Here is a 23,657-nt window from a genome sequence, read left to right as displayed (position 1 = left end):
TTCTCCTATAAACGAGTCCAGTGATTGACGACATCCAGCATGCGATTGGCGTAAGCCCACTCATTGTCGAACCAGGTCAACACCTTGACCAGGCGCGGCCCGCTGACCCGCGTCTGGCTTGCATCGATAATGCTGGAATGCGTGTCATGATTGAAATCGCAGGACGCCAGAGGCTCTTCAGTATAGCCCAGGACACCCATAAACCGGGATTGAGCCGCATCATATAAAACCCGATTAATCGCCGCTGTGTCGGTATCCGCTAACGTCTGCACGGTGAGATCCATCGCTGAGACGTTAAGCGTTGGCACGCGCAACGCCTGCGCGCTGAAACGGCCCTTCATTGCCGGTAAAACCCGCTCTACACCGCGAGCGAGCCCCGTATCAATGGGGATAATTGAGCGCGAGGCGGCCCGCGTCTTGCGCAAGTCAGTGTGGTGATAGGCATCAAGCACGGGCTGGTCATTCATCGCTGAATGGATAGTGGTGATGGTGCCACTGTCAATACCGATGGCATCAGACAGGGCCTGAATCACGGGAACAATACCATTGGTCGTGCAGGAACCGGCGGAAACGATGCGGTGCCGCGCCTGCAGCGCATCCTGGTTGACACCGTAGACGATAGTGGCATCGACATCAGCCTGCGCGGGCTGGGAAAACAGCACCCTGCCTGCACCCTGGACCAGATGCTGCTCCGCCGTGGCGCGATCACTGAAAGCACCGGTGCATTCGAGCACAATATCCACATCGAAGTCACGCCAGGGCAGCGCAGATATCTTCTCGTTGCGCAGCAGCGCAATGGGCTCGCCGTTGACGATCAGTTGCCCCTCGTCACCTGTCAGTTCACCGGGAAACCGGCCATGGGTGGAGTCATAACGCGTAAGGTGCAGCACGGTGCGAGCATCCGCCAGCTCATTGATCGCAACAACCTGCAGGCGCGAGCGCAGCGGACTCTCCTGGAGAGCTCGCAGCACGCTGCGGCCTATCCGGCCATAGCCATTGATCGCTAGTCGCACCACTGTGCCGGCTCCAACTAGTCGGCCAGCAACTCTTCCACTACGCTGGCGACGTTGTCTACAGTAAACCCGAACTCACTGAACAGCTCTCCCGCGGGGGCAGATTCACCAAAGCCGGTCATCCCCACAATGCGTCCGTCCAGGCCCACATACTTGTACCAGTAGTCTGCATGCAGCGCCTCAACGGCGACCCGGGCGAGGACGTCAGAAGGCAATACAGCCTCCCGGTAGTCGGCGTCCTGGGCTTCAAACAGTTCAGTACAGGGGATGGAGACCACGCGAACTTGCTTGCCCGCGGCCTCCAGCCGTTCTGCTGCACCCATGGCAAGGTGCACTTCGGAGCCGGTGGCAATAAGAATAGCCTGCGGATGTCCGTTGCTTTCGCGCAGTATGTATCCGCCGCGGGCGATATCAGCCAGCTGTTGTGCCGTGCGGTCCTGATGCGGCAGGCCCTGGCGAGAAAATACCAGTGCGGCTGGCCCGTCGCGACGCTCGATTGATGCCTTCCAGGCGACCGCTGATTCCACCGTGTCACAGGGACGCCAGGTATACAGATTGGGCGTGTTGCGCAGTGAGGCAACCTGTTCTACCGGCTGGTGAGTAGGGCCGTCTTCTCCCAGTCCGATAGAGTCATGCGTAAACACAAAAATAGATGGCTGCTTCATCAGCGCGGCCATGCGCACCGCATTGCGCATATATTCCATAAACACGAGGAAGGTCGCGCCATAGGCAATAAAGCCGCCATGCAGGGTAATCCCGTTCATGATCGCTGCCATGCCAAACTCGCGTACGCCGTAATACAGGTAGTTACCACTGGCGTCGTCACGCGTCACTCCCTGTGAGCCGCTCCAGATGGTCAGGTTGGACCCGGCCAGGTCCGCTGAGCCTCCCAGCAGTTCCGGCAAATGGGGTCCGTAGGCATTGAGGCAATTCTGCGAGGCCTTGCGCGAGGCAATGCTTTCACCCTCTTCCTGGCACTGCTGGATATAAGCAGTCGCCTGGTCATTAAAGTCCGCCGGGAGCTCTCCCGCCAGCCGTCGACGCAGCTCTGCCGCCAGTTCAGGATGCTCTGCTGCATAGGCTTCCATGCGCTGGTCCCAGGCGGATTCCGCCGACGCGCCCTTGTCACGTGCATTCCAGCCGGCATAGACGTTCTCAGGAATAACAAAAGGCTCATGTGGCCAATCCAACGCGATTCGCGTGGCCGCGACTTCATCTCCGCCCAGCGGAGCACCGTGACAGGACTCGCTACCCTGCTTGCCGGGTGAGCCTTTGCCGATCAATGTCTTGCAACAGATCAGGGTGGGACGGCTGCTGTCGTGGCGGGCCGCCTCGATCGCGGCCTTGATTTCGGATGAGTTGTGACCATTGACCTCGTTGATCACTTGCCAGCCATAGCTCTTGAAGCGCGCCGGGGTGTCATCGGTGAACCAGCCCTCCACCTCGCCGTCAATGGAGATTCCGTTGTCGTCGTAGAAGGCAACCAGTTTGCCCAGGCCCAGAGTACCCGCCAGCGAGCAGACCTCATGAGAAATGCCCTCCATCAGGCAGCCATCTCCGAGGAAGGTATACGTATAGTGATCGACCACCTCATGCCCATCACGGTTGAACTGAGCCGCCAGGACTTTCTCGGCAATTGCCATGCCCACGGCATTGCTGACGCCCTGCCCCAGGGGTCCGGTGGTCGTCTCCACGCCCGGCGTATAACCATACTCGGGGTGTCCGGGTGTCTTGCTATGCAGCTGGCGGAAATTCTCCAGCTCTGTCATGGGCAGGTCGTAGCCGGAGAGGTGCAACAGGGCATAGATCAACATGGACCCATGCCCATTAGACAGCACAAAGCGATCGCGGTTGTGCCATTGCGGATTGGCCGGATTATGCCGCAGGTAGTCGTTCCAGAGCACCTCGGCGATATCCGCCATGCCCATAGGTGCCCCCGGGTGCCCGGAATTGGCCTTCTGGACCGCGTCCATGGCGAGCACGCGGATGGCATTGGCAAGTTCATTGCGGTTGGACGACATGCAAATCTCCGGAATCTGGGGGCTGCTTGAAAAAGGGCCGTCATTTTCGCGTAACGGGCGGCCAACGGCAACGAATATCGGTGCTGGTGCCTTGCATAACGGCCGTTTTTGCGATCGGCCGCACAGCGGGCATCTACCCGGAATCGGACCCGCGTCACGATCTGCAAATCTATATCAAAATATTTTGATATAGATGTGGCAGCCTGCTAGACTCCTCCGCCATGTTGAATGCCACCACAACAACAGCGGCCAATCAGCCCGTTACCGAGACACCGCCGGCGGCTGAACTGGCAGCGTTCTGCAAGGCCAGCTCAGACCCCCTGCGGCTGCAGGTGCTCCGCGTACTGCGCGAGGACTCCTTCGGCGTGTCTGAGCTGTGCTCGATATTCGGCATTCGCCAACCGGCTCTCAGTCATCATCTCAAGGTACTGGCAGGCGCCGGGCTGGTTGCAACGCGCCGGGAAGGCAACTCTATTTTCTATCGACGCGCACAGCTGGGGCAGCGCGCGGAGCTGGAAGGGCTGCAAAGCGAGCTGTTTATCGCGGTGGACCGGATTGAGCTTCCGCCCGCGATCGACAAGGGCCTGAAGGCGCTGTATCGGCAAAGGGAAGAGAACTCGCGGCATTTCTTCCGTGATAACGCGGACAAGTTTCGCCAACAGCAGGATTTGATAGCCAGCTACCAGCAGTATGCTGGCACCGTGGCCGAGATCCTGCACGATGCCCCGCTTATGCAGCGTAACGTGGCTCTGGAGGTCGGCCCCGGTGACGGCAGCTTCCTGCTGGAGCTGGCTCCGAATTTCAAGCGCGTCGTTGCCCTGGATGTGGAAGCGGCAATGCTGAAACAAGCGAGGGAGCGGGCCGAAAACGCTGGCCTGGACAATATCGAGTTCATCCATGGCGATACCGGCGACAAGCGCCTGCGCGCGTTTCAGGCGGATTGTGTCGTTATCAACATGGTTCTGCATCACACCCCGGACCCGGCGCAGATACTCAGGGACGCGGCGGATTGCCTGGCACCCGGAGGTGTCGTGCTGGTTACCGACCTCTGCGCCCACGACCAGGGCTGGGCACGGGAAAACTGCGGCGACCTCTGGCTGGGTTTTGACCCGGCAGACTTAACCTCATGGGCCCGCGACGCAGGACTGGACGAGGTCGCCAGCGTATACCTGGCCCAACGTAATGGATTTCAAGTACAGGTGCGCCTCTTCGGCCACCGATCAATTAGCAAAGGAAAAACAGCATGAGTGAATATGCGCTTTTTACCTCGGAATCAGTTTCCGAGGGGCACCCGGACAAGATGGCAGACCAGATTTCTGACGCCGTCCTCGACGCCATTCTTACCGATGACAAGGAGGCCCGGGTCGCGGTAGAAACCATGGTCAAGACCGGGATGGCCATCATCGCCGGTGAGGTCACGACCTCTACCTATGTCGATCTCGAGGCGGTAGTGCGCCAGGTCATTCTCGATATTGGCTATAACAGCTCCGATGTGGGCTTCGACGGTGCTTCCTGCGCCGTACTCAATGCCATCGGCAAGCAGTCCCACGATATCGCCATAGGCGTTAATGAGGGAGAGGGAGCTCACCTTGAACAGGGTGCCGGCGACCAGGGCCTGATGTTCGGCTACGCCACCAGCGAAACTGACGTGCTGATGCCCGCGCCTATCTATTATTCGCACCGGTTGGTGGAAAAACAGGCTGAGCTGCGCAAGCACGGAACGCTGCCCTGGTTGCGTCCCGATGCAAAGAGCCAGGTTTCACTGCGCTACGAAGACGGCAAACCGGTCGCTATCGATGCGGTAGTGTTGTCTACCCAGCACGACCCCGATATCGAGCAAGCAGACATCCGCGAAGCGGTCATGGAACTGATCATCAAGGAAACCCTGCCTGCCGCGTGGCTACATGCGGGAACCGAGTATCACATCAACCCCACCGGCCAGTTCATCATTGGTGGCCCGGTTGGTGACTGTGGTCTCACCGGGCGCAAAATCATTGTCGACACCTATGGCGGCATGGCCCGCCACGGTGGTGGCGCCTTCTCCGGCAAGGACCCGTCCAAAGTTGACCGCTCTGCAGCCTACGCCGGCCGTTACGTGGCCAAGAATATCGTTGCCGCCGGATTGGCGGAGCGCTGCGAAATCCAGGTCTCCTACGCGATTGGCGTGGCAGAGCCTACCTCTATCGCCATCAATACCTTTGGTACCGGCAAACTGAGCGATGATCGCATCGGCGAACTGGTACGTGATCTCTTTGACCTGCGCCCCCGTGGGCTGATCGAGATGCTCGATCTGAAACGACCGATTTATCGTAAAACTGCTGCTTACGGCCATTTCGGTCGCGAAGATGCGGACTTCACCTGGGAAAAAACCGACAAAGCCGACGCCCTGAAAGCGGCACTTTAATCGAGGACTGAATCATGAGCACAGTAGAAAAACTGCAAGCTACACCCGACTACAAGGTCGCTGACATCTCACTGGCCGAGTGGGGCCGCCGCGAGCTGGACATCGCCGAGGGAGAAATGCCCGCGCTGATGGCCATGCGTGAAAAGTACCGTGACAGCAAGCCACTGGCGAACGCAAAGATCCTGGGCTGTATTCACATGACCATCCAGACCGGTGTACTGATCGAGACACTGATTGAGCTGGGTGCAGAGGTGCGCTGGTCTTCCTGTAATATTTTCTCCACCCAGGACCATGCTGCTGCAGCCATTGCCGCGGCTGGCATCCCTGTCTTCGCCTGGAAGGGCGAGACCGAAGAAGAGTATGACTGGTGTATAGAGCAGACCATCCTCAAGGACGGCCAGCCGTGGGACGCCAACATGATTCTCGACGATGGCGGAGACCTGACCTCCATGCTGCATGAGAACTATCCGGCCATGCTGGACAAGATTCACGGCATCACCGAGGAAACCACTACCGGCGTTCATCGCCTGCAGGAAATGCTGGAAGCCGGCACCCTGAAGGTGCCGGCAGTAAACGTAAATGATTCGGTCACCAAGTCAAAGAACGACAATAAGTATGGCTGCCGTCATTCGCTCAATGACGCTATCAAGCGCGCCACCGACCACCTGATGGCGGGCAAGAAGGCGCTGGTTATCGGTTACGGCGATGTTGGCAAGGGCTCTGCACAGTCGCTGCGACAGGAAGGCATGATCGTGCGCATTTCCGAGATCGACCCGATCTGCGCCATGCAGGCCTGCATGGATGGCTTTGAAGTAGTGTCTCCTTATATCGATGGCAACAATCAGGGTAACGATGACTGCATCAACCGCGACCTGCTGCAAAACACCGACCTCCTGGTCACCACCACGGGCAACTACAACGTCTGTGACGAGTTCATGCTGCGCGCACTCAAGTCCAGCGCCGTGGTGTGCAACATAGGCCACTTCGACAATGAGATCGACACTGCTTACATGCGTCGCAACTGGGATTGGGAAGAGATCAAGCCGCAGGTACACAAGGTATATCGCGACCAGGCCGCCAACGATCACCTGATTCTGCTGTCTGAAGGCCGACTGGTGAACCTGGGCAACGCTACCGGCCACCCTTCACGCATCATGGATGGCTCTTTCGCCAACCAGGTTCTGGCACAGATCTATCTCTATGAGCGCAGGTTCGCCGACCTCGAGGACAACATGAAGCCTGCGGCCCTGTCGGTAGAAGTACTGCCCAAGAAACTGGACGAAGAAGTGGCCGCACACATGATCGGTGGCTTCAGCGCTGTGCTGACCAGGCTGACTGAAGAGCAGGCTAAGTACATCAACGTCAAGCAGGATGGCCCGTTCAAGCCAGACAGCTACAAGTACTGAGGAGCCGCCCGTGGCGAAACCGCACATCAGCTTCGAATACTTCCCGCCGAAAACCGCAGCGGGCAAGGAAAAGCTGCTTAACGAAACCACACCGGCCCTGAACGCCCTGGGGCCGGAGTTTTTCTCGGTAACCTATGGTGCCGGCGGCACCACCCGGGATACCACTCTGGGCATCGTGTCCGCCATTCGCGATGCCGGCATTGATGTCGCGCCGCACCTGAGCTTTGGTGGTGATGACGAAAACACCGTGGCAGAGCTGCTGGAGACCTACAAGTCCCGCGGCATAAACCGATTGGTGGGCTTGCGCGGCGATATGCCCTCGGGCATGGGCGCCGCTATGCAATTGGTACATGCCAACGACCTGGTGAGGTTCATTCGCGAACGCACCGGTGACCACTTCCATATCGCGGTCGCTGCCTACCCGGAGATCCACCCGGAATCCAGGAGCTACGCCAGCGACATTGAGTTCCTCAAAAAGAAGATGGACGCCGGCGCCAACAGCGCTATCACACAATATTTTTATAATGTGGAAGCCTACTTCTACTATCTGGACCAATGCCAGGCGGCAGGTATAGATCAACCTATCTATGCCGGCATCATGCCGATTACCAACTACGAGAATCTCGCACGCTTCTCGCGCAACTGTGGCGCGGAGATTCCCCGTTGGATCTGCAAGCGCATGGAGAGTTATGGCGATGACCAGGAGTCCGTTCGCCAGTTCGGCCTGGAGGTCGTCACCCAGCTCTGCCAGACGCTGATCGATTCCGGTTGCCCGGGCATCCATTTCTACACCATGAACCAGGTGGAGCCCACGCGCACCATCTACAACAACCTGGGCCTGTAATGCGTATACCCCGTATCTTCACGGGGCAGGTGCTACAGGCACACTCCACCTTCGAGTTGGAACCCCGGCCCAGTCAACATATCGCCCGCGCCCTACGAATGCGCGAGGATGACGCAATCACGCTCTTTGACGGTCGCGGCGGCGAGTATCCGGCGACCATTTCTGCGCTTGGCAAGAAACGGGTCGCTGTGACCACTGGGGCACATCGACAGTGCGAAACTGAATCAACACTGGCGATCCACCTGGGCATAGCCGTATCGCGCGGTGAACGCATGGACTGGGTAATCCAGAAGGCAACAGAGCTGGGCGTAAGCAGTATCTCTCCGCTGCTGACCGAACGCACCGAGGTAAAGCTGAAAGGGGAGCGCGCCGAAAAGAAGGTCGCTCACTGGCAGCAGATTGCTGTCAGCGCCTGTGAACAATGCGGTCGCAATCAAATACCCCGAATCGCGTCATTGCAACCACTACAAACGTGGCTGGATGCCACTGAGGCGCCGCTGAGACTGGTACTGCATCATCGTGCAGACCCGCTGCCACCGGGAACCGCAACCACAGGGCAGGCCGAGCTGCTTATCGGCCCTGAGGGCGGACTGAGCGAAAGCGAAATAGCGACTGCCGAGGCGCACGGCTTTCTTTCCCTGAGACTGGGGCCCCGTGTATTACGAACAGAAACGGCGCCGGTTGCCGCTCTGGCCATACTGCAGGCGCGCTGGGGAGATATGAGCCTCCCCTGACCGCGCCCCGCTCAGGTGGCCGCCCCAATGGCGTTCACCAGCTCACGTCCAGGGCTATGCGGTCGCGATACAGGCGCCTGCCGTTTTGGGAGCAGGAATAAAACCACCCACCAGCCAGACAGGGGGGGGACATCAGTCGCGTGCATCGCACCAACGAGCATGGCTCCATTCCAGAAAATCAGTCACCGCGTTAACGGTGTGATCCGTGCGCACAGAGTGGAACACCTCAAACGCGTGCTGCGCACCGGGTAGCTCTCCATAAACCACCGCTTGTTTCGATGCATTTTGCATCGCCGATACAAAGGTTCTTGCCTCCTCCACCCACACCAGGGTGTCATGGGTTCCGTGGATAACAAACATTGGCGGGGCACCTTCATGCACATGGGCCAGGGGCGAGCTGCTTTCCCAAAGCTCAGGATTTTCTTCCCGCGTGCACTGCATGACCTTGTCTGAAAGCATTTTTTCCATCGACATTTCGGGCCGGATTTCATAGCGATCGATCAAGTCGTAAACACCGTAGAAGGGCACTGCCGCCTGGATCGACGTATCCGCTTCCTCAAACCCCGGCTGGAATTCGGCCAGGCCAGGAGTCAGTGCCGCCAACGAGCTGAGGTGGCCACCAGCCGAACCGCCAGTGATGGCGATAAAGTCCGGGTTGCCTCCATATTGTGAGATGTTATCCCTCACCCAGGCGATGGCTTTCTTAACATCGACGATATGCGCAGGAAACGCGGCCGTAGGGCTCAGCCGGTAATTGATAGCAACACAGAGCCAACCGCGCTGGGCGAGGTGGTACATCAGAGGCTTGGCCTGCTGCTCCTTCTCCCCGATCATCCAACCACCACCGTGTACTTGCAGCAGTACCGGGTATCCCCCTTCGCGGGACTCATGGGGATGATAGATATCCAGCAGGTTGCGCTTGCCCCCATCAGCATACGAAATATGCGAATGCACCCTCACACCTTCCCTGAACATAGAGAATGGCTTCATCCAACTGCTTGCCCGAACCCCGTCTTCCAGCACGCGCTGGCGCTCAGGGGAAAGCGAACTGCGATAGTCAATACCCAGGCCCCTGCGCAATGCGCGTCGCAGGATTCGTTGTGTATCCATGGCCTGTATCTGCAGGTAGACCAGCCCCATCCAGGACAGGGCAAACAAGCCTAAACCCAGCTGGGCGAGACCATTATCCAATGCTCCGGAGAAAGCCAGCACTGCGGTCAGCGCTACCTGCCAGAGCAGGTGAATCAATGCCAGCTCACCGGTCAGCCAGGCGGCGAAGAAATATAGCGGCGCGGCCCAGTAAAGACGCCGAGCCTGCACAATCGCGCTGGCTGTGCCAATAATCGACATCAACGCCAGGAAAAAATAAATGCCACTCACCAGGAGATGCTCCACTACAGTCAATAAAGGCGCTCCATTCTAGGGCAGCCAACACCATTTCACTACCGCCATTGCTTGCGCATGTTTTTACCTTTGCGTAACGTAGCAAGCCCCCGAACTCGCGGAGCCAGGCGATGACTATAAAGCTCGGTGTGGTAATGGATCCCATTGCCGACATCAACTACAAGAAAGACACGACTCTTGCCATGCTCTGGGCGGCACAGGCGCGGGACTGGCAGATTTACTACATGGAGCAGAAGGACCTCTATCTCCACAATGGTGAAGCCCGCGCGAGCATGGCCCACACCACAGTATTCCGCGACCCCAACGCCTGGTATGAGATGCATCCCGCTGAAGACCGGGCGCTCTCTGAACTGGACGTGATCCTGATGCGCAAGGACCCACCATTCGATAACGAGTTCCTTTATACGACTTATATTCTGGAAGACGCCGAGCGCAAGGGAACACTGATCGTCAATCGCTGCCAGGGGTTGCGGGACAGCAATGAGAAGGTATTCGCTACGCAGTTCCCTCAGTGTTGCCCTCCGGTGCTGGTTAGCCGTGACATGCAGCGTCTGCGGGCATTCCACAAGGAGCATGAGGATGTCATATACAAGCCGCTGGATGGCATGGGCGGTACGGCTATCTTTCGCGCCAAAGCGGATGATCCCAATGTGAGTGTAATTCTGGAAACACTGACCAATGAAGGCAGCCGCACAATCATGGCGCAGCGCTATATTCCCGAGATCGTCGACGGGGACAAACGCATCCTGGTCGTTGGCGGAGAGGTGGTGCCCTACTGCCTGGCACGGATTCCGCTGGCAGGTGAGACCAGAGGCAACCTCGCTGCAGGTGGTTCCGGCCGTGCACAGCCACTGACCGATCGCGATCGCCAGATAGCAGAACAGGTTGCACCTTTCCTGCGCGAGCGGGGCATCATCTTCGCCGGACTTGATGTCATCGGTGACTACCTCACGGAAATCAATGTCACCAGCCCCACCTGTATCCGTGAAATTGACGCAGGATACGATCTGGACATCGCCGGCGACCTGATGGATTGTATCGCTGAAGAACTGTCCAAAAGGACCTGAGCCTCCACAGACATGTACTACCTGGACCAATCCCAAGGCGAGCACTCGAGAATGCGCAACGCTGTGCTCGCCGCAGTGGTGCTGCACGCTCTGGTGGTACTGGGTGTGTCCTTCAACAGCCAGACCAGCCCCCGCGAGAGCTCGCAAATTGAGGTCACCCTCGCCACCCGGCCCAGTCAGGCAGCAGCGGAAGACGCCAGGCACGTTGCCCAGAGCAACCAGGAGGGAGGCGGCGAACAGGCCGACGTCAACGCGATCACCTCACGCAATAACGAATTACCCATGCAGTCCGCTGTGCAACAGCAGTCTGCTCCGCAACAGACCGATGCTGAAGCCAGCATCAATGACGAGTTACTCTCCACCGTGGCCGCGGCGCCCCGGGCGGTCAGCGAGGACCAGCGGGAAGATGAGCAGCGGCAGAACCTGACCCCGGGAATGCATCCGGAGGTTGAGCGCCTGAACCAGCAACTGGCGTCACTGGAAGCGGACCTGGCTGACCAGACCCGGATGCAGACGACCAGTCCACGGGTACGCCGGCTCACTTCAGTGTCCGCCAAACAGGCCGCGGACGCTGCCTACCTGCTGGACTGGCGGCGCCGACTTGAGGCGGTAGGTAACAAGTACTACCCCGAGGCATCAATCCGCTACGGCCTCTACGGTGACCTGCGTTTGTTGGTCGTCATCGCCAAGGACGGTAGCCTGGAGGATATTCGCGTGCTCAAGTCATCCGGTTACGCGGTGCTCGACGAGGCCGCCATCAAGATTGTGAGGATGGCCGCGCCCTACTCCCCATTTCCGGCGGAGCTCGCTGCCACCACCGACAAGCTGGAGATTGTTCGCACATGGCAATTTCAGCAGGATGAGCTAGGCTCAGACTGAAGGATCACACCTTCACGTATAGTTTTTTTACATCAGCAAAGAGGGTACTTTCGCCAGCATGTCCGGGAGAATTCACGCCACCAGCGCCAGAAGCAGCGACAGCTTGAGAGACCACTTCCTGCTGGCCATGCCGACGCTGAGCGAGGGAATATTTTCGCATAGCATTACCTATATATGTGAGCACGGCGAGAGCGGTGCCATGGGAATCGTGATCAACCAGCCCCTGGACCTCAGCCTTGGCGAGATCTTCGAACACCTGCAGATTGACAGCCCTGCCGATTTTGCCAGTGAACCGGTTATGGCCGGAGGCCCGGTGCAGATAGATCACGGCTTCGTACTCCACCGCAGGTGCGAGGAGACCTGGGAAGCAAACCTCAAGGTCACCGACGAAATCAACCTGACTACCTCCCGGGATATCCTGCGCGCGATCGCGCAGGGCAACGGCCCCAGGGATCACCTCATCGCCCTGGGCTATGCGGGCTGGACAGCAGGGCAACTGGAGCAGGAACTGGCGGAAAACAGCTGGCTGACGCTACCCGCAGACAGTGACATTATTTTCACCACACCGGTTGATCAGCGGGTGGCCGCAGCGGCAGCGCGACTGGGCATCGATATGAATCTCATCTCCGGCGAGGCGGGACACGCCTGAACGCAGCAGCCCGCAAGATAATGGCCTTCGACTTCGGACTGCGCCAGATCGGCGTCGCCACGGGCAACACACTCCTTGGCACAACACAAACCTTACCCATATTGCGCGCCAGAGAGGGCATTCCCGACTGGGAGGCTGTGGACCGCCTGGTGGCGGAGTGGCTGCCGGACCTGCTGGTAGTGGGCGAGCCGCTGAATATGGATGGCAGCAGCAGCGAATTGTCCGCGCGCGCCAACAAGTTTGCACGCCGCCTGCACGGGCGCCTGGGCCTGAAGGTAGAGATGGTAGATGAACGCTTGAGCAGCTTCGAAGCGAAGCAGATCAGCAGGCAGCAGGGGCACCGGGGCGATTACAACCGCGACCCCATAGACAGCCTGGCGGCGGAGCTCATCCTGCAGACCTGGCTGGGACAGCAAGTCTGACCGCGCAAGCTCAGCTCAGCTCAGGGGTTAGGTACGCCCCATAAACCGGCCACCATCATCATGGTCGTCGAAGGACAGCGAAAAGTCATCGGCCCCACCGCCAAACTGGCCCCGCTCATGCATCTTGATCGCCAGGCGCACATCGTTGGCAGAATCCGCGTAATTGACCGCGTCTTCCTTGGTGATGAGCCCTTCTTTGTAGGCCTTGGTCAGCGACTGGTCCAGCGTCTGCATACCCAGTTCTGTTGATTTCGCCATCAGGTCCTTGATCAGGTGCACCTCACCCTTGCGAATATAGTCTGCTACCAATGGTGTATTGAGCAGGACCTCCACCACCGGGGTACGACCCTCGCCGTCCTTACGCGGCAGCAACTGCTGGGCCACCATCGACTTCAGGTTCAGCGACAGGTCCATCCACACCTGGGAGTGATGCTCAGGCGGGAAAAAGCTCTGGATTCGATCCAGCGCCTGGTTGGCATTATTGGCGTGCAGGGTACACAGGCACAGATGCCCGGTTTCAGCAAAGGTCAGGGCCTGCATCATGGTCTCTGCGGTCCGTACCTCGCCAATGAGGATAACGTCGGGGGCCTGTCGCAGCGTATTCTTGAGAGCCACATCAAACGATTCAGTGTCCACACCCACCTCACGCTGGGTGACGATACAGCTGCCGTGGTTGTGCATATATTCGATAGGGTCTTCGATAGTGATGATGTGACCGCGGCTGTTGTGGTTGCGATAGCCGACCATGGAGGCGAGTGAAGTAGACTTACCGGTACCAGTCGCGCCCACAAAAATCACCAGGCCACGCTTGGTCATCGCCAGTTCCTTGATGATCGGCGGCAGGCCCAGTTCATCAACCGTGGGTATTTCTGTCACGATACGGCGCAGCACCAGGCCGGCTTCACCACGTTGCTGAAAACAGCTGACACGGAATCGCCCCAACCCCTCGCGGCCGATGGCAAAATTGTATTCATGGTGCTTCATGAAGTAGGATTGCTGCTCCTCGTCCATGGTAGAGAGCACCAACTCCCGCGCCTCTTGAGCTGTCAATGGCGTTTCGCGAATCGGGAACAGGCTGCCGTCTACCTTGATGCTGGGACAAGCACCTGCAGAAATGAAACCGTCCGAGGCGCCCTCGGAAACGACTCTCTCCAGCATTTCATCAATATTCATGCGACCACTCCCCTGTGAGTCATTCCGGCTCTGGCCGGATTAAAAGTTCTCCGGCATGCGCGCTTTTTCACGCGCAACATCTCGACCGATAACGCGCTTATCCACCAGTTCGTGCAAGCACTGATCCATGGTCTGCATGCCGATTGCATTACCAGTCTGGATGGCGGAGTACATCTGCGCCACCTTGTCCTCGCGGATCAGGTTACGGATCGCAGAGGTACCGCGCATGATCTCATGCGCTGCCACTCGCCCTCCGGTAGCACGTTTGAGCAGAGTCTGGGACACCACTGCTTGCAAGGATTCAGAAAGCATTGAGCGCACCATGTCTTTCTCTGCAGCAGGGAAAACGTCGATCACGCGGTCAATCGTTTTCGCTGCTGAGGTCGTGTGCAATGTGCCGAAAACCAGGTGACCGGTTTCCGCGGCAGTCAGCGCCAGGCGAATCGTTTCCAGGTCGCGCAGCTCGCCCACCAGAATAATGTCCGGGTCTTCACGCAGGGCCGAGCGCAATGCCTCGGCGAAGCCAAGCGTATCTTTGTGCACCTCACGCTGGTTAACCAGGCACTTCTTTGATTCGTGCACAAATTCAATCGGATCCTCAATAGTAAGGATATGCTCATATTTATTGTCGTTAATGAAGTCCACCATTGCGGCGAGCGTTGTGGACTTACCGGAACCAGTGGGTCCTGTGACCAGCACAAGACCGCGCGGCATCATGGAAATATCACGAAACACCTGGCCCATCCCCAGATCTTCCATGGTAAGCACCTTGGAAGGAATGGTTCGAAACACGGCGCCAGAGCCGCGATTCTGGTTGAAAGCGTTAACACGGAAACGGGCAACGCCGGGCACCTCGAAGGAGAAGTCCGTCTCCAGAAACTCTTCGTAGTCCTTGCGCTGCTTGTCGTTCATGATGTCGTAAATCAACTCATGAACCTGTTTGTGCTCCATGGGAGGGAGGTTGATACGGCGAATGTCGCCGTCCACCCTGATCATCGGTGGCAGTCCCGCCGAGAGATGGAGGTCAGATGCCCCCTGTTTGGCGCTGAATGCCAGCAACTCAGTAATATCCATATTTATCCCCTACGGTTGGTCGCCAGACTTTTCAGGCTCCCCTTCAGGCGCCGACCCACGGCGCATTGGCCGTCCTGTTTTTCTTACTTGTGTACGGGCTGGTGACTGGCTCATAGAGGGCAGAATCAGCTACCATCCGCGCCATGACACACACCTCGATTGAAAACAATATCGCAAAGCTACGCCTTAGGCTACGCCAGAGTGTAGAAAAGTACGATCGCCAGGAAAGCGACATTTTGCTGATGGCGGTAAGCAAAACCCGGCCCGCGGCTGACATTCGCGAGGCCTACGCCTGTGGCCTTGACCAGTTCGGCGAGAGCTACCTGCAGGAGGCCAGCAAGAAGATCGAAGAACTGGCTGACCTGCCCCTGACCTGGCATTTCATCGGCCCGCTGCAATCCAACAAGACCCGCCCCATCGCGGAACAGTTCCAGTGGGTGCACTCCGTTGCCCGGGAAAAGGTCGCCAGGCGCCTTGACGAACAGCGACCGGCAGGCAAACCCCCACTACAGGTGTGCCTGCAGGTAAATATTTCCGGGGAGCAGAGTAAGTCAGGCGTCAGCCTGGCGGGCCTGCCGGCACTGGCAGAATTTGTGGAGTCACTGCCCCGCCTGCGACTGCGCGGCCTGATGGCGATTCCTGCCGCCACGGACCGTGAGACAGACCAGCGCGCACAATTTGCCCGACTGAGGGAGGCCTTCTCGGCTTTGCAGTCACAGCACCCTGACATGGACACCCTTTCCATGGGCATGTCAGCGGATATGGAGGCGGCAATCGCGGAAGGTTCCAACCTGTTGCGCATAGGCACTGCCATTTTCGGCCCCCGACGAGGGTGATCTTGCACCGGCTGTGGCGCTATACTGCACCGCTAGAACGTAGCACCACATTCCCGCGAGATGCCTTATTGCGTGTCCTGAAGACACAATGGCAAGGGGATGAGGTCGCGCAGCATCCAGCCGCCTGAGGAGCCCGCATTGACCACACCCGTAATCGCCTTCATTGGCGCCGGCAACATGGCCACCAGCATCATCGGTGGGCTGGTGGCGGCCGGCCACCCCGCGCAGCAGATCAGAGCTGCAGATCCCTTTGCGGAGAGCCTGCAGCGTCTCAGCGAGGTTGCGCCCGTGGTGACCTGCAACAACAATATCGAGGCTGTTACCGGCGCAGACGTGGTAATCCTGGCGGTGAAGCCCCAGGTAATGGCGGCGGTCTGCGCAGATATCCGTACCGGCCTCGCAGACACCAGCACCCTGGTTATCTCGATCGCAGCAGGTATCACCATCGACAGCATGCAATCCTGGATAGGGGAAGACACGCCCATCGTGCGTTGCATGCCCAATACCCCCGCCCTGCTGGGCTGCGGTGCGAGCGGGCTGTATGCCAATAGTAATGTCACCGCGCAGCAGCGCGACTGGGCGGCGCAGATACTCTCCGCAGTGGGTATTATCGATTGGGTGCCTGCAGAGCACGACCTCGACGCGGTAACCGCGCTCTCCGGAAGCGGTCCCGCATACTTTTTCCTGCTGATGGAAGCGATGGTTGATGCTGCCGTATCCCAGGGGCTGTCACTGGAAACGGCCACGAGACTCACCCTGCAAACGGGCATGGGTGCAGCCCGCATGGGTCTGGAAAAGGATCTGGACCTGGCTGAATTACGCCGCCGGGTGACCAGCCCGGGTGGCACCACTGAGGCCGCCGTTAAAGAATTTGAAGCATCCGGACTGAGAAAACTTGTCAGCGATGCCATGCAGGCAGCGGCGGACCGCGCCGATGCTATGGCCAAGGAGATGGGATAAACAACATGAGCGCCGTAAACGAAATTTTTGTCTACCTTATACAGACTGCACTAACGCTATATATGATGGCCATGCTGCTGCGTTTCCTGCTGCAGGTTGTTCGCGCTGACTTCTATAACCCTATTTGCCAGTTTCTGGTGAAAGTGACCAACCCGCTGGTACTCCCCGTGCGTCGCCTAATCCCGGGGTTGGGTGGGGTAGATGTTGCATCACTGTTGCTAGCCCTCTTGCTGCAGGCCCTGGCAATTGTTGCGCTGATGGCGCTGTATGGTCTGGGTTTGCCCAATATCGGCCTGTTACTGGTCTGGTCTGCCCTGGGTATCATCGGCTTACTGGTCAATATCTACTTTTTTGCCCTGCTGGCAATGATTATTCTCAGCTGGGTAGCTCCGGGGTCGAATCACCCCGCCATGCACCTGCTCTACCAGATTACGGAACCGGTTATGGCGCCTTTTCGCAAAGTGCTGCCGGCAATGGGCGGCATGGACTTCTCGCCGATACTGGTGTTCGTGCTGATCAACGTGCTACAAATCGCACTGCGCCACATGGCAGCAGGCATCGGCCTGCATCCGGCGCTCGTGATTGGACTGTGACTTCACGGCAAGACAGTCGTTCAGTAGGCATTGTCCAGCCTCAGGTCGCGCGCTTTGACGACCCGCTGCTGCTGGCCTGTGGGCGTGAACTCTCCGGATTTGAGCTGGTTTATGAGACTTATGGTCAGCTGAATGCGAGCAAGAGCAACGCTATTCTCATCTGCCACGCACTCTCTGGCCACCATCACGCCGCGGGTTATCACAGCGAAAGTGAACGCAAGCCAGGCTGGTGGGATGAATGTATAGGCCCCGGCAAGCCCATCGATACGCAGCGATTTTTCGTCGTCAGCGTGAATAATATTGGGGGCTGCCACGGCTCCACCGGACCGAAGTCGATCAATCCGGAGACTGGCAAGGCCTGGGGGCCGGACTTCCCTTCACTGCGCGCCCGCGACTGGGTGCACAGCCAGGCGCGCCTTGCTGACCGGCTCGGTATCGACTGCTGGGCCGCGGTAATCGGCGGCAGCCTGGGTGGCATGCAGGCCATGCGCTGGTCACTGGAATACCCGGACAGACTGAAACACTGTGTGGTCATCGCGGCAGCCTTGAAGCTCAGCGCCCAGAACCTGGCGTTCAATGAACTGGCGCGCCAGGCTATTTTTTCCGACCCCGCCTTCGAGGATGGAAACTATATCTATAACGGCACCGTCCCTTCGCAGGGCTTGTCCCTGGCGCGCATGGTGGGCCACATTACCTATCTGTCTGACGAGGCTATGGCCAACAAGTTCGGTCGCGAGTTGCGCGCGGGCAGTTTTGAGTTGGGCGACGAGGACAATATCGAATTCCAGGTGCAGAGCTACCTGCGCTATCAGGGAAGTCAATTTTCTTCCCAGTTTGATGCCAACACTTACATTCTTATGACCCGTGCCCTGGACTACTTTGACCTGGCGCGAGAGTATGAGAACGACCCGGTGAAAGCATTTACCCACGCCAGCTGCAGCTTTTTGGTCATGTCATTCTCTACCGACTGGCGTTTCGCCCCTGCTCGCTCCAGGGAGATCGTGGACGCCCTGATCGCGGCGAACCGCCCCGTCACTTACGCCGAAATACAGGCTGACGAAGGCCATGATGCCTTCCTTATGCCGATACCACGCTACCTGAATGCATTTTCCGCCTATATGCAAAGAGTGGGAGGTGATTCCTGATGCGCCTTGACCTCAGTCATATCCAGCGCTGGATAGCGCCCCACTCCCGGGTCCTTGACCTGGGCTGCGGCGACGGCGAATTCCTGGAAACCTTGCAACGGGAGCGCCAGGTAAATGGCACCGGCATCGAAATAGATGAAGACAATATAAACGCAGCCATCGCCCGCGGCCTCAACATCATTGAGCAGGATATGGACGGCGGCCTGGGGAATTTTCCCGACCAGAGCTTCGACACCGTCGTCATGGCCCACGCACTGCAGGCAGTGCATTATCCCGACCGTGTACTGGAGGAGATGCTGCGCATAGGCCGGGAGTGCATTGTCACTTTCCCCAACTTCGGCCACTGGCGCTGCCGCGTGCACCTGGGAACCCGCGGGCGTATGCCGGTGTCAGAGTTCATGCCCCACTCGTGGTATGACACACCGAATATCCACTTCTGCACCGTTCGCGATTTTGAAGAGCTGTGTCTGCAGCGGGATATTCGCATACTGTCACGAGATTTTGTCGGCAACACGGATCGGGAGCCACTGCTGGCCACAACGTGGCCCAACCTGTTTGCCACCACCGCCATTTATCACATCACCCGCTGAGGTAATCATGCGCATAGCCACACTTTTCCTGCTCCTGGCAACGCTGCTGCCGGCGCTGCCCGCCACCGCCCAGCTTTCCGAAATGTTCGGGCCCTATGAACTGCACTACAGTGTGGTAAACACCACGTTTATCGAGCCCGGCGTCGCCGCCACTTACGGCATCACCCGCGGTACGACCCGGGCCATACTCAATCTCTCGGTGCGCGAACGGTCCGGAGATATAGGCAGCGTACCGCGTACAATGCAACTCCAGGGAACCACCTGGGACCTGATGCGCAAGACAGATGAGCTTGCGTTTCAGGAAATTCGCGAAGGCCCGGCAATCTATTACATCGCCGAGCTGGATTTTCTCGACGAGGAGTGGCGTCATTTTGAAGTACACTTTCGGCCTGAAGGGGCGCAGCAAACCTACACCTTTGAACTGAAGCACCAGATGTATACGGACCACAACCCTTGAGCCACTCCGTCGTCGTACTCGCCAGTAGCAATGCCGGCAAGCTCAGGGAGCTGAACCGTATTCTCGCACCACTGGACGTCACGCTGCATTCACAGGCGCAATATCAGGTGCCGGACGTTCCGGAAGACGGCCTCAGCTTTGTAGAAAACGCCATCATCAAGGCCCGCGCCGCGGCTGCGCACACCGGCTTGCCGGCCATAGCCGATGACTCCGGGCTGGAAGTCGACTACCTCAATGGCGCGCCGGGGATACATTCTGCACGCTACTCCGGGGAGGGAGATGCAGGCAACAACGCCAGGCTGCTACGCGATCTGGCGGGGGTACCCGATGAACAACGGGGCGCAAGATATCAGTGTGTGCTGGTATACATGCGCCACGCCACTGACCCCAATCCGTTGGTATGCCAGGGCAGTTGGGAGGGGAGGATACTCACTGCCGGGCAGGGGGAAGGGGGCTTCGGTTACGACCCGTTGTTCTTCCTGGAGGAATACGGATGCAGCGCAGCCGAGCTGGACGCGGCTATTAAAAACCGGATCAGTCACCGGGCTCATGCCAGCGCGCTGTTGCTCGCTGCGCTACAAAAGCAAACCTGAGACGTGCCCCTGCCTCCGCTGAGCCTCTATGTGCACCTGCCCTGGTGCGAGCGCAAATGCCCCTACTGCGACTTTAATTCTCACGAGATCGCACGAATTCCAGAGCGGGAGTACGTGGCTGCACTACTCGCTGACCTGGAGGAGGACCTGGAATTAATACAAGGCCGCCCCGTCTCCACTCTGTTTATCGGCGGCGGCACGCCAAGCCTGTTCAGTGGAGCCGCGATCGAACGGCTGATGGCGGGACTGGGAGAAAAGTTAACATTTGCCGACCATCTGGAAGCGACAATGGAGGCCAATCCCGGTAGCGCTGAGGTAGAAAAATTCGGCGAGTTTCGCCGGGCGGGCATAAATCGATTGTCCCTGGGCGTGCAGAGTTTCCAGGATGAGAAGCTGCAGGCACTCGGCCGTGTACACAACAGCAACCAGGCGCGATCAGCGATTGAACAATTGCAGCAGGCCGGTTTCGAAAATTTCAATATTGACCTGATGCACGGGCTGCCCGGACAGGACCAGTGTGACGCGCTTTTCGACCTGGAGCAGGCCATTGAATTCCAGCCTCCGCATCTCTCCTGGTACCAGCTGACCATCGAACCCAATACCTTCTTCAACAAGCACCCTCCCGTTCTGCCGGCAGAGGACAACCTGGCCTCCATACAGGACTGCGGCGAGGCACTGTTGGCAGACAGGGGCTACACCCAGTACGAGGTGTCCGCATACAGCCGCCCGGGAAAGAGCTGTCGGCACAACGTGAATTACTGGTCATTCGGTGACTACCTTGCTCTCGGCGCTGGCGGTCACGGCAAGATTACCCGGTCAGACGGCAGGATCACACGCTATGCGAAGACCAGGGCGCCAGCTGACTACCTCAAGGGCAAGCAGCGCACTGTCAGCCGGCGCCATCTCGGCAGGGATGAAATCGTAGAGGAGTTCATGCTCTTCGCGCTGCGTTTGAACGACGGTTTTTCACTGCAGCGCTTTGAACAACGCACGGGGCAGTCTCGCCAGTTGATCGCGCCGCAGATTGCGTCCCTGGCACAGCGAGAATTATTGGTGCTAGACGGGGACAATATTAAAACCAGCGAACTGGGCAGGCGCTTCCTCGACTCTGTGATCACTGAGTTTTTACACTAGAACATGCGGACTGCAGAACATGCGCGCACTGTGCAGAAAGCGACCTCAATCTGTTCTGGTGAACAGCAGGTCCCAAACGCCATGCCCAAGACGCTCACCACGTGCCTCAAACTTGGTCAACGGCCTGGACTCCGGGCGGGGGGCGAATTCACCGCTGGCAATGGTGTTGGCATAGCCATCGGCCTCTGAAAGCACTTCCATCATTTGCTCGGCATAGTTTTCCCAGTCCGTTGCCAGGTGCAATATACCGCCGGGTTTTAACTTACACCGCAAGCGGTCGACAAACTCCGGTTGTATCAGGCGTCGCTTGTGGTGTCGCTTCTTGTGCCAGGGGTCAGGGAAAAACACCTGCACCGTATCCAGGGAGTCGTCAGCGATACAGTCGCGCAGTACTTCTACTGCATCGTGACAGTAAATACGGATATTACCGACACCTTCGTCGGCCATTGAATGCAGCAAGCGGCCCACGCCTGGCCGGTGTACCTCGATGCCGACAAAGTTGGTCTCAGGTGCCGCGCTGGCCATGGCAACCAGGGACTGTCCCATACCGAAACCTATCTCCAGGACCCTGGGGCCCGGGCGTCCGAACACCCTGTCGAAATCAAGAGTGCCATCTGCGTGTTCCAGGCCCCACTGCGCCCAGTTTTCATTGAAAGCGCGCTGCTGCCCCGGGGTCATGCGGCCCTTGCGCAACACGTAGCTACGGATACGCCGATCCTGTTCAGAGTCTTTCATTCAGGCGAGCAACTTCCAACCCACGGACGCCAGGCAGGCCCACCCGGCTATAAAGGCCAGGCCACCGAAGGGGGTGATAGCGCCCAGCCACTTGATCCCGGTGAGTGCCAGTACATACAGGCTGCCGGAAAACACGATTATTCCAATAAGAAACAACCAGCCGGCGCTCTTCAGCAACACCGTTTGCGGCTGGCTGAGGGCGATAACCCCCACTGCCAGAAGCGCAAGGGAATGATAGAAATGGTATTGCACGGCGGTCTCAAAAACACCGATGGAATAATCATCAAGCCTGCTACGCAGGGCATGGGCGCCGAAGGCCCCGAAAGTGACCGCCAGCATTCCGCCAAGCGCAGCGAGGGTGATAAATAACTTAGCCATAGTCCGAGTTTACCCAATAGATGATTGTTTTAGCAGTACCCGCAATGACAAGAGCCCGCCCCGACGCGATGAGTCGATAGCTCAATCGCGCGGTGGCGGGCTCCCGGGGGAAATCGTGCCGGTCTGGTGTCAGGCAGCGATAGCCGCCCTGAGCTTCTTCATGGCATTCGCTTCCAACTGGCGAATGCGCTCGGCTGATACGCCATAATGATCGGCCAATTCGTGCAGGGTCGCTTTCTCTTCGGCCAACCAGCGCTGGGCAAGGATATCCCGACTGCGCTCATCCAGATCGGCCAAAGCGCTGTGCAACTGGGCTTCCGAGTTTTGCTGCCAGTCGCCCTCTTCTACCGCCATCGCCGGGTCCGCGTCATGGTCCTGCAGATAATACTGCGGTGACTGCCAGCTGTCTTCGTCATCACTGTCGGTCGGCAAGTCGTAGGCAACGTCGCGACTGGACAGTCGACCTTCCATGCGCTGCACTTCCTTCACATCGACACCCAGGTCTTCCGCAACCGCCTGAGCTTCTGCTGCACTCAACCACGCCAGTCCCTTCTTCTTGCTGCGCAGATTAAAGAACAGCTTGCGTTGCGCCTTGGTTGTAGCGACTTTTACGATGCGCCAGTTGCGCAGAATGAACTCATGCATTTCCGCCTTGATCCAGTGCACGGCAAAGGAAACCAGCCGCACTCCTTTCTCTGGATTGAAACGCTTAACCGCCTTCATCAGGCCCACGTTGCCCTCCTGGATCAGGTCGGCTTCAGCCAGGCCATAACCAGAGTAGCTGCGCGCAATGTGCACGACAAAGCGCAGGTGCGACATGATCAACTCACGCGCCGCATTAAGATTGTCATTGTAGTAGAGATCATCAGTCAACTCGCGCTCACGCTCCGGACTGAGTACCGGGATGCTGCTCACGGCCTGGACATAGGCAGCAAGATTAGCTCCCGGTACCATCTGGTCTACAGGTTGCAGGCTGAAACTCATACTTGGCTCTCCATTAAATGGCCGGCAATATTAGCACTCTTTATATTAGAGTGCTAATCCCGGAAAAGTTCCATTTTTCGAGCGACGGGCTTGATCTATTGGCAATAAAATCAAGGTGATAGCGAAATTCCGTCGCCGATGTCGCAGATCTTAGGACAGCCC

At 58.3% G+C, this 23,657-nt stretch carries 25 protein-coding genes; 17 read left to right on the top strand and 8 right to left on the bottom strand.

Annotated features, from left to right (window positions below; genetic code table 11):
• Positions 1 to 5 precede the first annotated feature (5 nt).
• Together C0039_RS02340 and tkt are read right to left on the bottom strand one after the other, a co-directional pair.
• Positions 6 to 1,016, bottom strand: coding sequence for a type I glyceraldehyde-3-phosphate dehydrogenase (locus tag C0039_RS02340; RefSeq protein WP_075999832.1), 1,011 nt, complete (start codon positions 1,014 to 1,016; stop codon positions 6 to 8).
• A 14-nt stretch (positions 1,017 to 1,030) separates the two neighbouring features.
• Positions 1,031 to 3,034, bottom strand: a complete 2,004-nt coding sequence (gene tkt / locus C0039_RS02335; protein ID WP_101517118.1) for a transketolase — start codon at positions 3,032 to 3,034, stop codon at positions 1,031 to 1,033.
• A 221-nt stretch (positions 3,035 to 3,255) separates the two neighbouring features.
• Here tkt and C0039_RS02330 point away from each other — a divergent pair, with 221 nt between their 5' ends.
• Genes C0039_RS02330 through C0039_RS02310 form a run of 5 tightly spaced genes read left to right on the top strand, consistent with a single transcriptional unit; the run spans position 3,256 to position 8,422 of the window.
• Complete coding sequence (locus tag C0039_RS02330) at positions 3,256 to 4,281, top strand: ArsR/SmtB family transcription factor (RefSeq protein WP_101517117.1); 1,026 nt, start codon at positions 3,256 to 3,258, stop codon at positions 4,279 to 4,281.
• Entirely contained in the window at positions 4,278 to 5,438 is a 1,161-nt protein-coding gene (gene metK, locus C0039_RS02325; protein WP_101517116.1) for a methionine adenosyltransferase, read from the top strand. The genes C0039_RS02330 and metK overlap by 4 nt, the downstream gene beginning before the upstream one ends.
• 14 nt (positions 5,439 to 5,452) lie before the next feature.
• Positions 5,453 to 6,844 carry an adenosylhomocysteinase gene (gene ahcY, locus C0039_RS02320; protein ID WP_075999828.1) on the top strand — a complete coding sequence of 464 codons (1,392 nt, stop codon included), beginning with the start codon at positions 5,453 to 5,455 and terminating at the stop codon, positions 6,842 to 6,844.
• Between the two features lie 10 nt (positions 6,845 to 6,854).
• Positions 6,855 to 7,688 carry a methylenetetrahydrofolate reductase [NAD(P)H] gene (gene metF / locus C0039_RS02315; protein WP_101517115.1) on the top strand — a complete coding sequence of 278 codons (834 nt, stop codon included), beginning with the start codon at positions 6,855 to 6,857 and terminating at the stop codon, positions 7,686 to 7,688.
• Positions 7,688 to 8,422, top strand: coding sequence for a 16S rRNA (uracil(1498)-N(3))-methyltransferase (locus C0039_RS02310; RefSeq protein WP_101517114.1), 735 nt, complete (start codon positions 7,688 to 7,690; stop codon positions 8,420 to 8,422). The genes metF and C0039_RS02310 overlap by 1 nt, the downstream gene beginning before the upstream one ends.
• A gap of 132 nt (positions 8,423 to 8,554) precedes the next feature.
• On the opposite strand, the gene C0039_RS02305 is transcribed toward C0039_RS02310, so the two are convergent.
• A complete protein-coding gene (locus tag C0039_RS02305; protein WP_133125922.1) occupies positions 8,555 to 9,802 on the bottom strand; it encodes an alpha/beta hydrolase in 1,248 nt (415 codons plus the stop codon).
• A gap of 134 nt (positions 9,803 to 9,936) precedes the next feature.
• Here C0039_RS02305 and gshB point away from each other — a divergent pair, with 134 nt between their 5' ends.
• The 4 genes from gshB to ruvX are packed head-to-tail and all read left to right on the top strand — an operon-like array spanning position 9,937 to position 12,843.
• Complete coding sequence (gene gshB, locus C0039_RS02300) at positions 9,937 to 10,893, top strand: glutathione synthase (RefSeq protein WP_075999825.1); 957 nt, start codon at positions 9,937 to 9,939, stop codon at positions 10,891 to 10,893.
• A 51-nt stretch (positions 10,894 to 10,944) separates the two neighbouring features.
• A complete protein-coding gene (locus tag C0039_RS02295) occupies positions 10,945 to 11,772 on the top strand; it encodes an energy transducer TonB (RefSeq protein WP_232334922.1) in 828 nt (275 codons plus the stop codon).
• 58 nt (positions 11,773 to 11,830) lie between these two features.
• Positions 11,831 to 12,421: a YqgE/AlgH family protein gene (locus C0039_RS02290; protein WP_076002201.1), complete on the top strand. Its 591-nt coding sequence runs from the start codon at positions 11,831 to 11,833 to the stop codon at positions 12,419 to 12,421.
• A 20-nt stretch (positions 12,422 to 12,441) separates the two neighbouring features.
• Positions 12,442 to 12,843, top strand: coding sequence for a Holliday junction resolvase RuvX (ruvX, locus tag C0039_RS02285; protein ID WP_075999823.1), 402 nt, complete (start codon positions 12,442 to 12,444; stop codon positions 12,841 to 12,843).
• A gap of 27 nt (positions 12,844 to 12,870) precedes the next feature.
• Here the strand turns inward: ruvX and C0039_RS02280 are convergent, their stop codons facing one another.
• Together C0039_RS02280 and C0039_RS02275 are read right to left on the bottom strand one after the other, a co-directional pair.
• Positions 12,871 to 14,016, bottom strand: coding sequence for a PilT/PilU family type 4a pilus ATPase (locus tag C0039_RS02280; RefSeq protein WP_075999822.1), 1,146 nt, complete (start codon positions 14,014 to 14,016; stop codon positions 12,871 to 12,873).
• Between the two features lie 39 nt (positions 14,017 to 14,055).
• Complete coding sequence (locus C0039_RS02275; RefSeq protein ID WP_075999821.1) at positions 14,056 to 15,090, bottom strand: type IV pilus twitching motility protein PilT; 1,035 nt, start codon at positions 15,088 to 15,090, stop codon at positions 14,056 to 14,058.
• Positions 15,091 to 15,233: 143 nt separating this feature from the next.
• On the opposite strand from C0039_RS02275, the gene C0039_RS02270 reads away from it, so the two are divergent.
• From C0039_RS02270 to hemW, 8 genes are all read left to right on the top strand, one after another.
• The gene (locus tag C0039_RS02270) at positions 15,234 to 15,926 is read left to right on the top strand and encodes a YggS family pyridoxal phosphate-dependent enzyme (RefSeq protein ID WP_101517112.1); all 693 of its coding nucleotides are present in this window, start codon (positions 15,234 to 15,236) and stop codon (positions 15,924 to 15,926) included.
• Positions 15,927 to 16,064: 138 nt separating this feature from the next.
• On the top strand, positions 16,065 to 16,886 hold the full coding sequence (gene proC, locus C0039_RS02265) for a pyrroline-5-carboxylate reductase (RefSeq protein ID WP_076002200.1): 822 nt from the start codon (positions 16,065 to 16,067) through the stop codon (positions 16,884 to 16,886).
• A 5-nt stretch (positions 16,887 to 16,891) separates the two neighbouring features.
• Positions 16,892 to 17,479, top strand: coding sequence for a YggT family protein (locus C0039_RS02260; protein WP_075999819.1), 588 nt, complete (start codon positions 16,892 to 16,894; stop codon positions 17,477 to 17,479).
• On the top strand, positions 17,476 to 18,624 hold the full coding sequence (metX, locus tag C0039_RS02255) for a homoserine O-succinyltransferase MetX (protein WP_075999818.1): 1,149 nt from the start codon (positions 17,476 to 17,478) through the stop codon (positions 18,622 to 18,624). Before C0039_RS02260 ends, metX begins: the two co-directional genes overlap by 4 nt.
• Positions 18,624 to 19,214: a methionine biosynthesis protein MetW gene (metW, locus tag C0039_RS02250; protein ID WP_075999817.1), complete on the top strand. Its 591-nt coding sequence runs from the start codon at positions 18,624 to 18,626 to the stop codon at positions 19,212 to 19,214. The genes metX and metW overlap by 1 nt, the downstream gene beginning before the upstream one ends.
• A 7-nt stretch (positions 19,215 to 19,221) precedes the next feature.
• Complete coding sequence (locus C0039_RS02245) at positions 19,222 to 19,671, top strand: DUF4426 domain-containing protein (RefSeq protein WP_075999816.1); 450 nt, start codon at positions 19,222 to 19,224, stop codon at positions 19,669 to 19,671.
• Positions 19,668 to 20,264, top strand: a complete 597-nt coding sequence (gene rdgB / locus C0039_RS02240; RefSeq protein WP_075999815.1) for an RdgB/HAM1 family non-canonical purine NTP pyrophosphatase — start codon at positions 19,668 to 19,670, stop codon at positions 20,262 to 20,264. Before C0039_RS02245 ends, rdgB begins: the two co-directional genes overlap by 4 nt.
• A 3-nt stretch (positions 20,265 to 20,267) precedes the next feature.
• The gene (hemW, locus tag C0039_RS02235; protein WP_075999814.1) at positions 20,268 to 21,398 is read left to right on the top strand and encodes a radical SAM family heme chaperone HemW; all 1,131 of its coding nucleotides are present in this window, start codon (positions 20,268 to 20,270) and stop codon (positions 21,396 to 21,398) included.
• A gap of 45 nt (positions 21,399 to 21,443) precedes the next feature.
• Here hemW and trmB read toward each other — a convergent pair whose 3' ends face one another.
• The 3 genes from trmB to rpoH form a co-directional block, all read right to left on the bottom strand.
• Positions 21,444 to 22,133 carry a tRNA (guanosine(46)-N7)-methyltransferase TrmB gene (gene trmB, locus C0039_RS02230; RefSeq protein WP_075999813.1) on the bottom strand — a complete coding sequence of 230 codons (690 nt, stop codon included), beginning with the start codon at positions 22,131 to 22,133 and terminating at the stop codon, positions 21,444 to 21,446.
• Positions 22,134 to 22,511 carry a DUF423 domain-containing protein gene (locus tag C0039_RS02225; RefSeq protein ID WP_075999812.1) on the bottom strand — a complete coding sequence of 126 codons (378 nt, stop codon included), beginning with the start codon at positions 22,509 to 22,511 and terminating at the stop codon, positions 22,134 to 22,136.
• A gap of 129 nt (positions 22,512 to 22,640) precedes the next feature.
• The gene (gene rpoH / locus C0039_RS02220; RefSeq protein WP_075999811.1) at positions 22,641 to 23,495 is read right to left on the bottom strand and encodes an RNA polymerase sigma factor RpoH; all 855 of its coding nucleotides are present in this window, start codon (positions 23,493 to 23,495) and stop codon (positions 22,641 to 22,643) included.
• Positions 23,496 to 23,657: the final 162 nt, after the last annotated feature.

Source organism: Pseudohalioglobus lutimaris (assembly GCF_002866825.1).
In the GTDB taxonomy this organism is placed as follows: domain Bacteria; phylum Pseudomonadota; class Gammaproteobacteria; order Pseudomonadales; family Halieaceae; genus Halioglobus; species Halioglobus lutimaris.
Note: the sequence above shows the minus strand (reverse complement) of the source record. Positions and strands in the feature narration are given on the sequence as shown.

Coding starts and splice junctions, on each gene's coding strand:
- tkt (WP_101517118.1), bottom strand. CDS start 3,034: ATGTCGTCCAACCGCAATGAACTTGCCAATGCCATCCGCGTGCTCGCC.
- C0039_RS02270 (WP_101517112.1), top strand. CDS start 15,234: ATGACACACACCTCGATTGAAAACAATATCGCAAAGCTACGCCTTAGG.
- gshB (WP_075999825.1), top strand. CDS start 9,937: ATGACTATAAAGCTCGGTGTGGTAATGGATCCCATTGCCGACATCAAC.
- C0039_RS02225 (WP_075999812.1), bottom strand. CDS start 22,511: ATGGCTAAGTTATTTATCACCCTCGCTGCGCTTGGCGGAATGCTGGCG.
- C0039_RS02280 (WP_075999822.1), bottom strand. CDS start 14,016: ATGAATATTGATGAAATGCTGGAGAGAGTCGTTTCCGAGGGCGCCTCG.
- ruvX (WP_075999823.1), top strand. CDS start 12,442: ATGGCCTTCGACTTCGGACTGCGCCAGATCGGCGTCGCCACGGGCAAC.
- C0039_RS02245 (WP_075999816.1), top strand. CDS start 19,222: ATGCGCATAGCCACACTTTTCCTGCTCCTGGCAACGCTGCTGCCGGCG.
- C0039_RS02275 (WP_075999821.1), bottom strand. CDS start 15,090: ATGGATATTACTGAGTTGCTGGCATTCAGCGCCAAACAGGGGGCATCT.
- C0039_RS02310 (WP_101517114.1), top strand. CDS start 7,688: ATGCGTATACCCCGTATCTTCACGGGGCAGGTGCTACAGGCACACTCC.
- C0039_RS02290 (WP_076002201.1), top strand. CDS start 11,831: ATGTCCGGGAGAATTCACGCCACCAGCGCCAGAAGCAGCGACAGCTTG.
- metW (WP_075999817.1), top strand. CDS start 18,624: ATGCGCCTTGACCTCAGTCATATCCAGCGCTGGATAGCGCCCCACTCC.
- metK (WP_101517116.1), top strand. CDS start 4,278: ATGAGTGAATATGCGCTTTTTACCTCGGAATCAGTTTCCGAGGGGCAC.
- C0039_RS02295 (WP_232334922.1), top strand. CDS start 10,945: ATGCGCAACGCTGTGCTCGCCGCAGTGGTGCTGCACGCTCTGGTGGTA.
- trmB (WP_075999813.1), bottom strand. CDS start 22,133: ATGAAAGACTCTGAACAGGATCGGCGTATCCGTAGCTACGTGTTGCGC.
- rpoH (WP_075999811.1), bottom strand. CDS start 23,495: ATGAGTTTCAGCCTGCAACCTGTAGACCAGATGGTACCGGGAGCTAAT.
- ahcY (WP_075999828.1), top strand. CDS start 5,453: ATGAGCACAGTAGAAAAACTGCAAGCTACACCCGACTACAAGGTCGCT.
- C0039_RS02260 (WP_075999819.1), top strand. CDS start 16,892: ATGAGCGCCGTAAACGAAATTTTTGTCTACCTTATACAGACTGCACTA.
- C0039_RS02330 (WP_101517117.1), top strand. CDS start 3,256: ATGTTGAATGCCACCACAACAACAGCGGCCAATCAGCCCGTTACCGAG.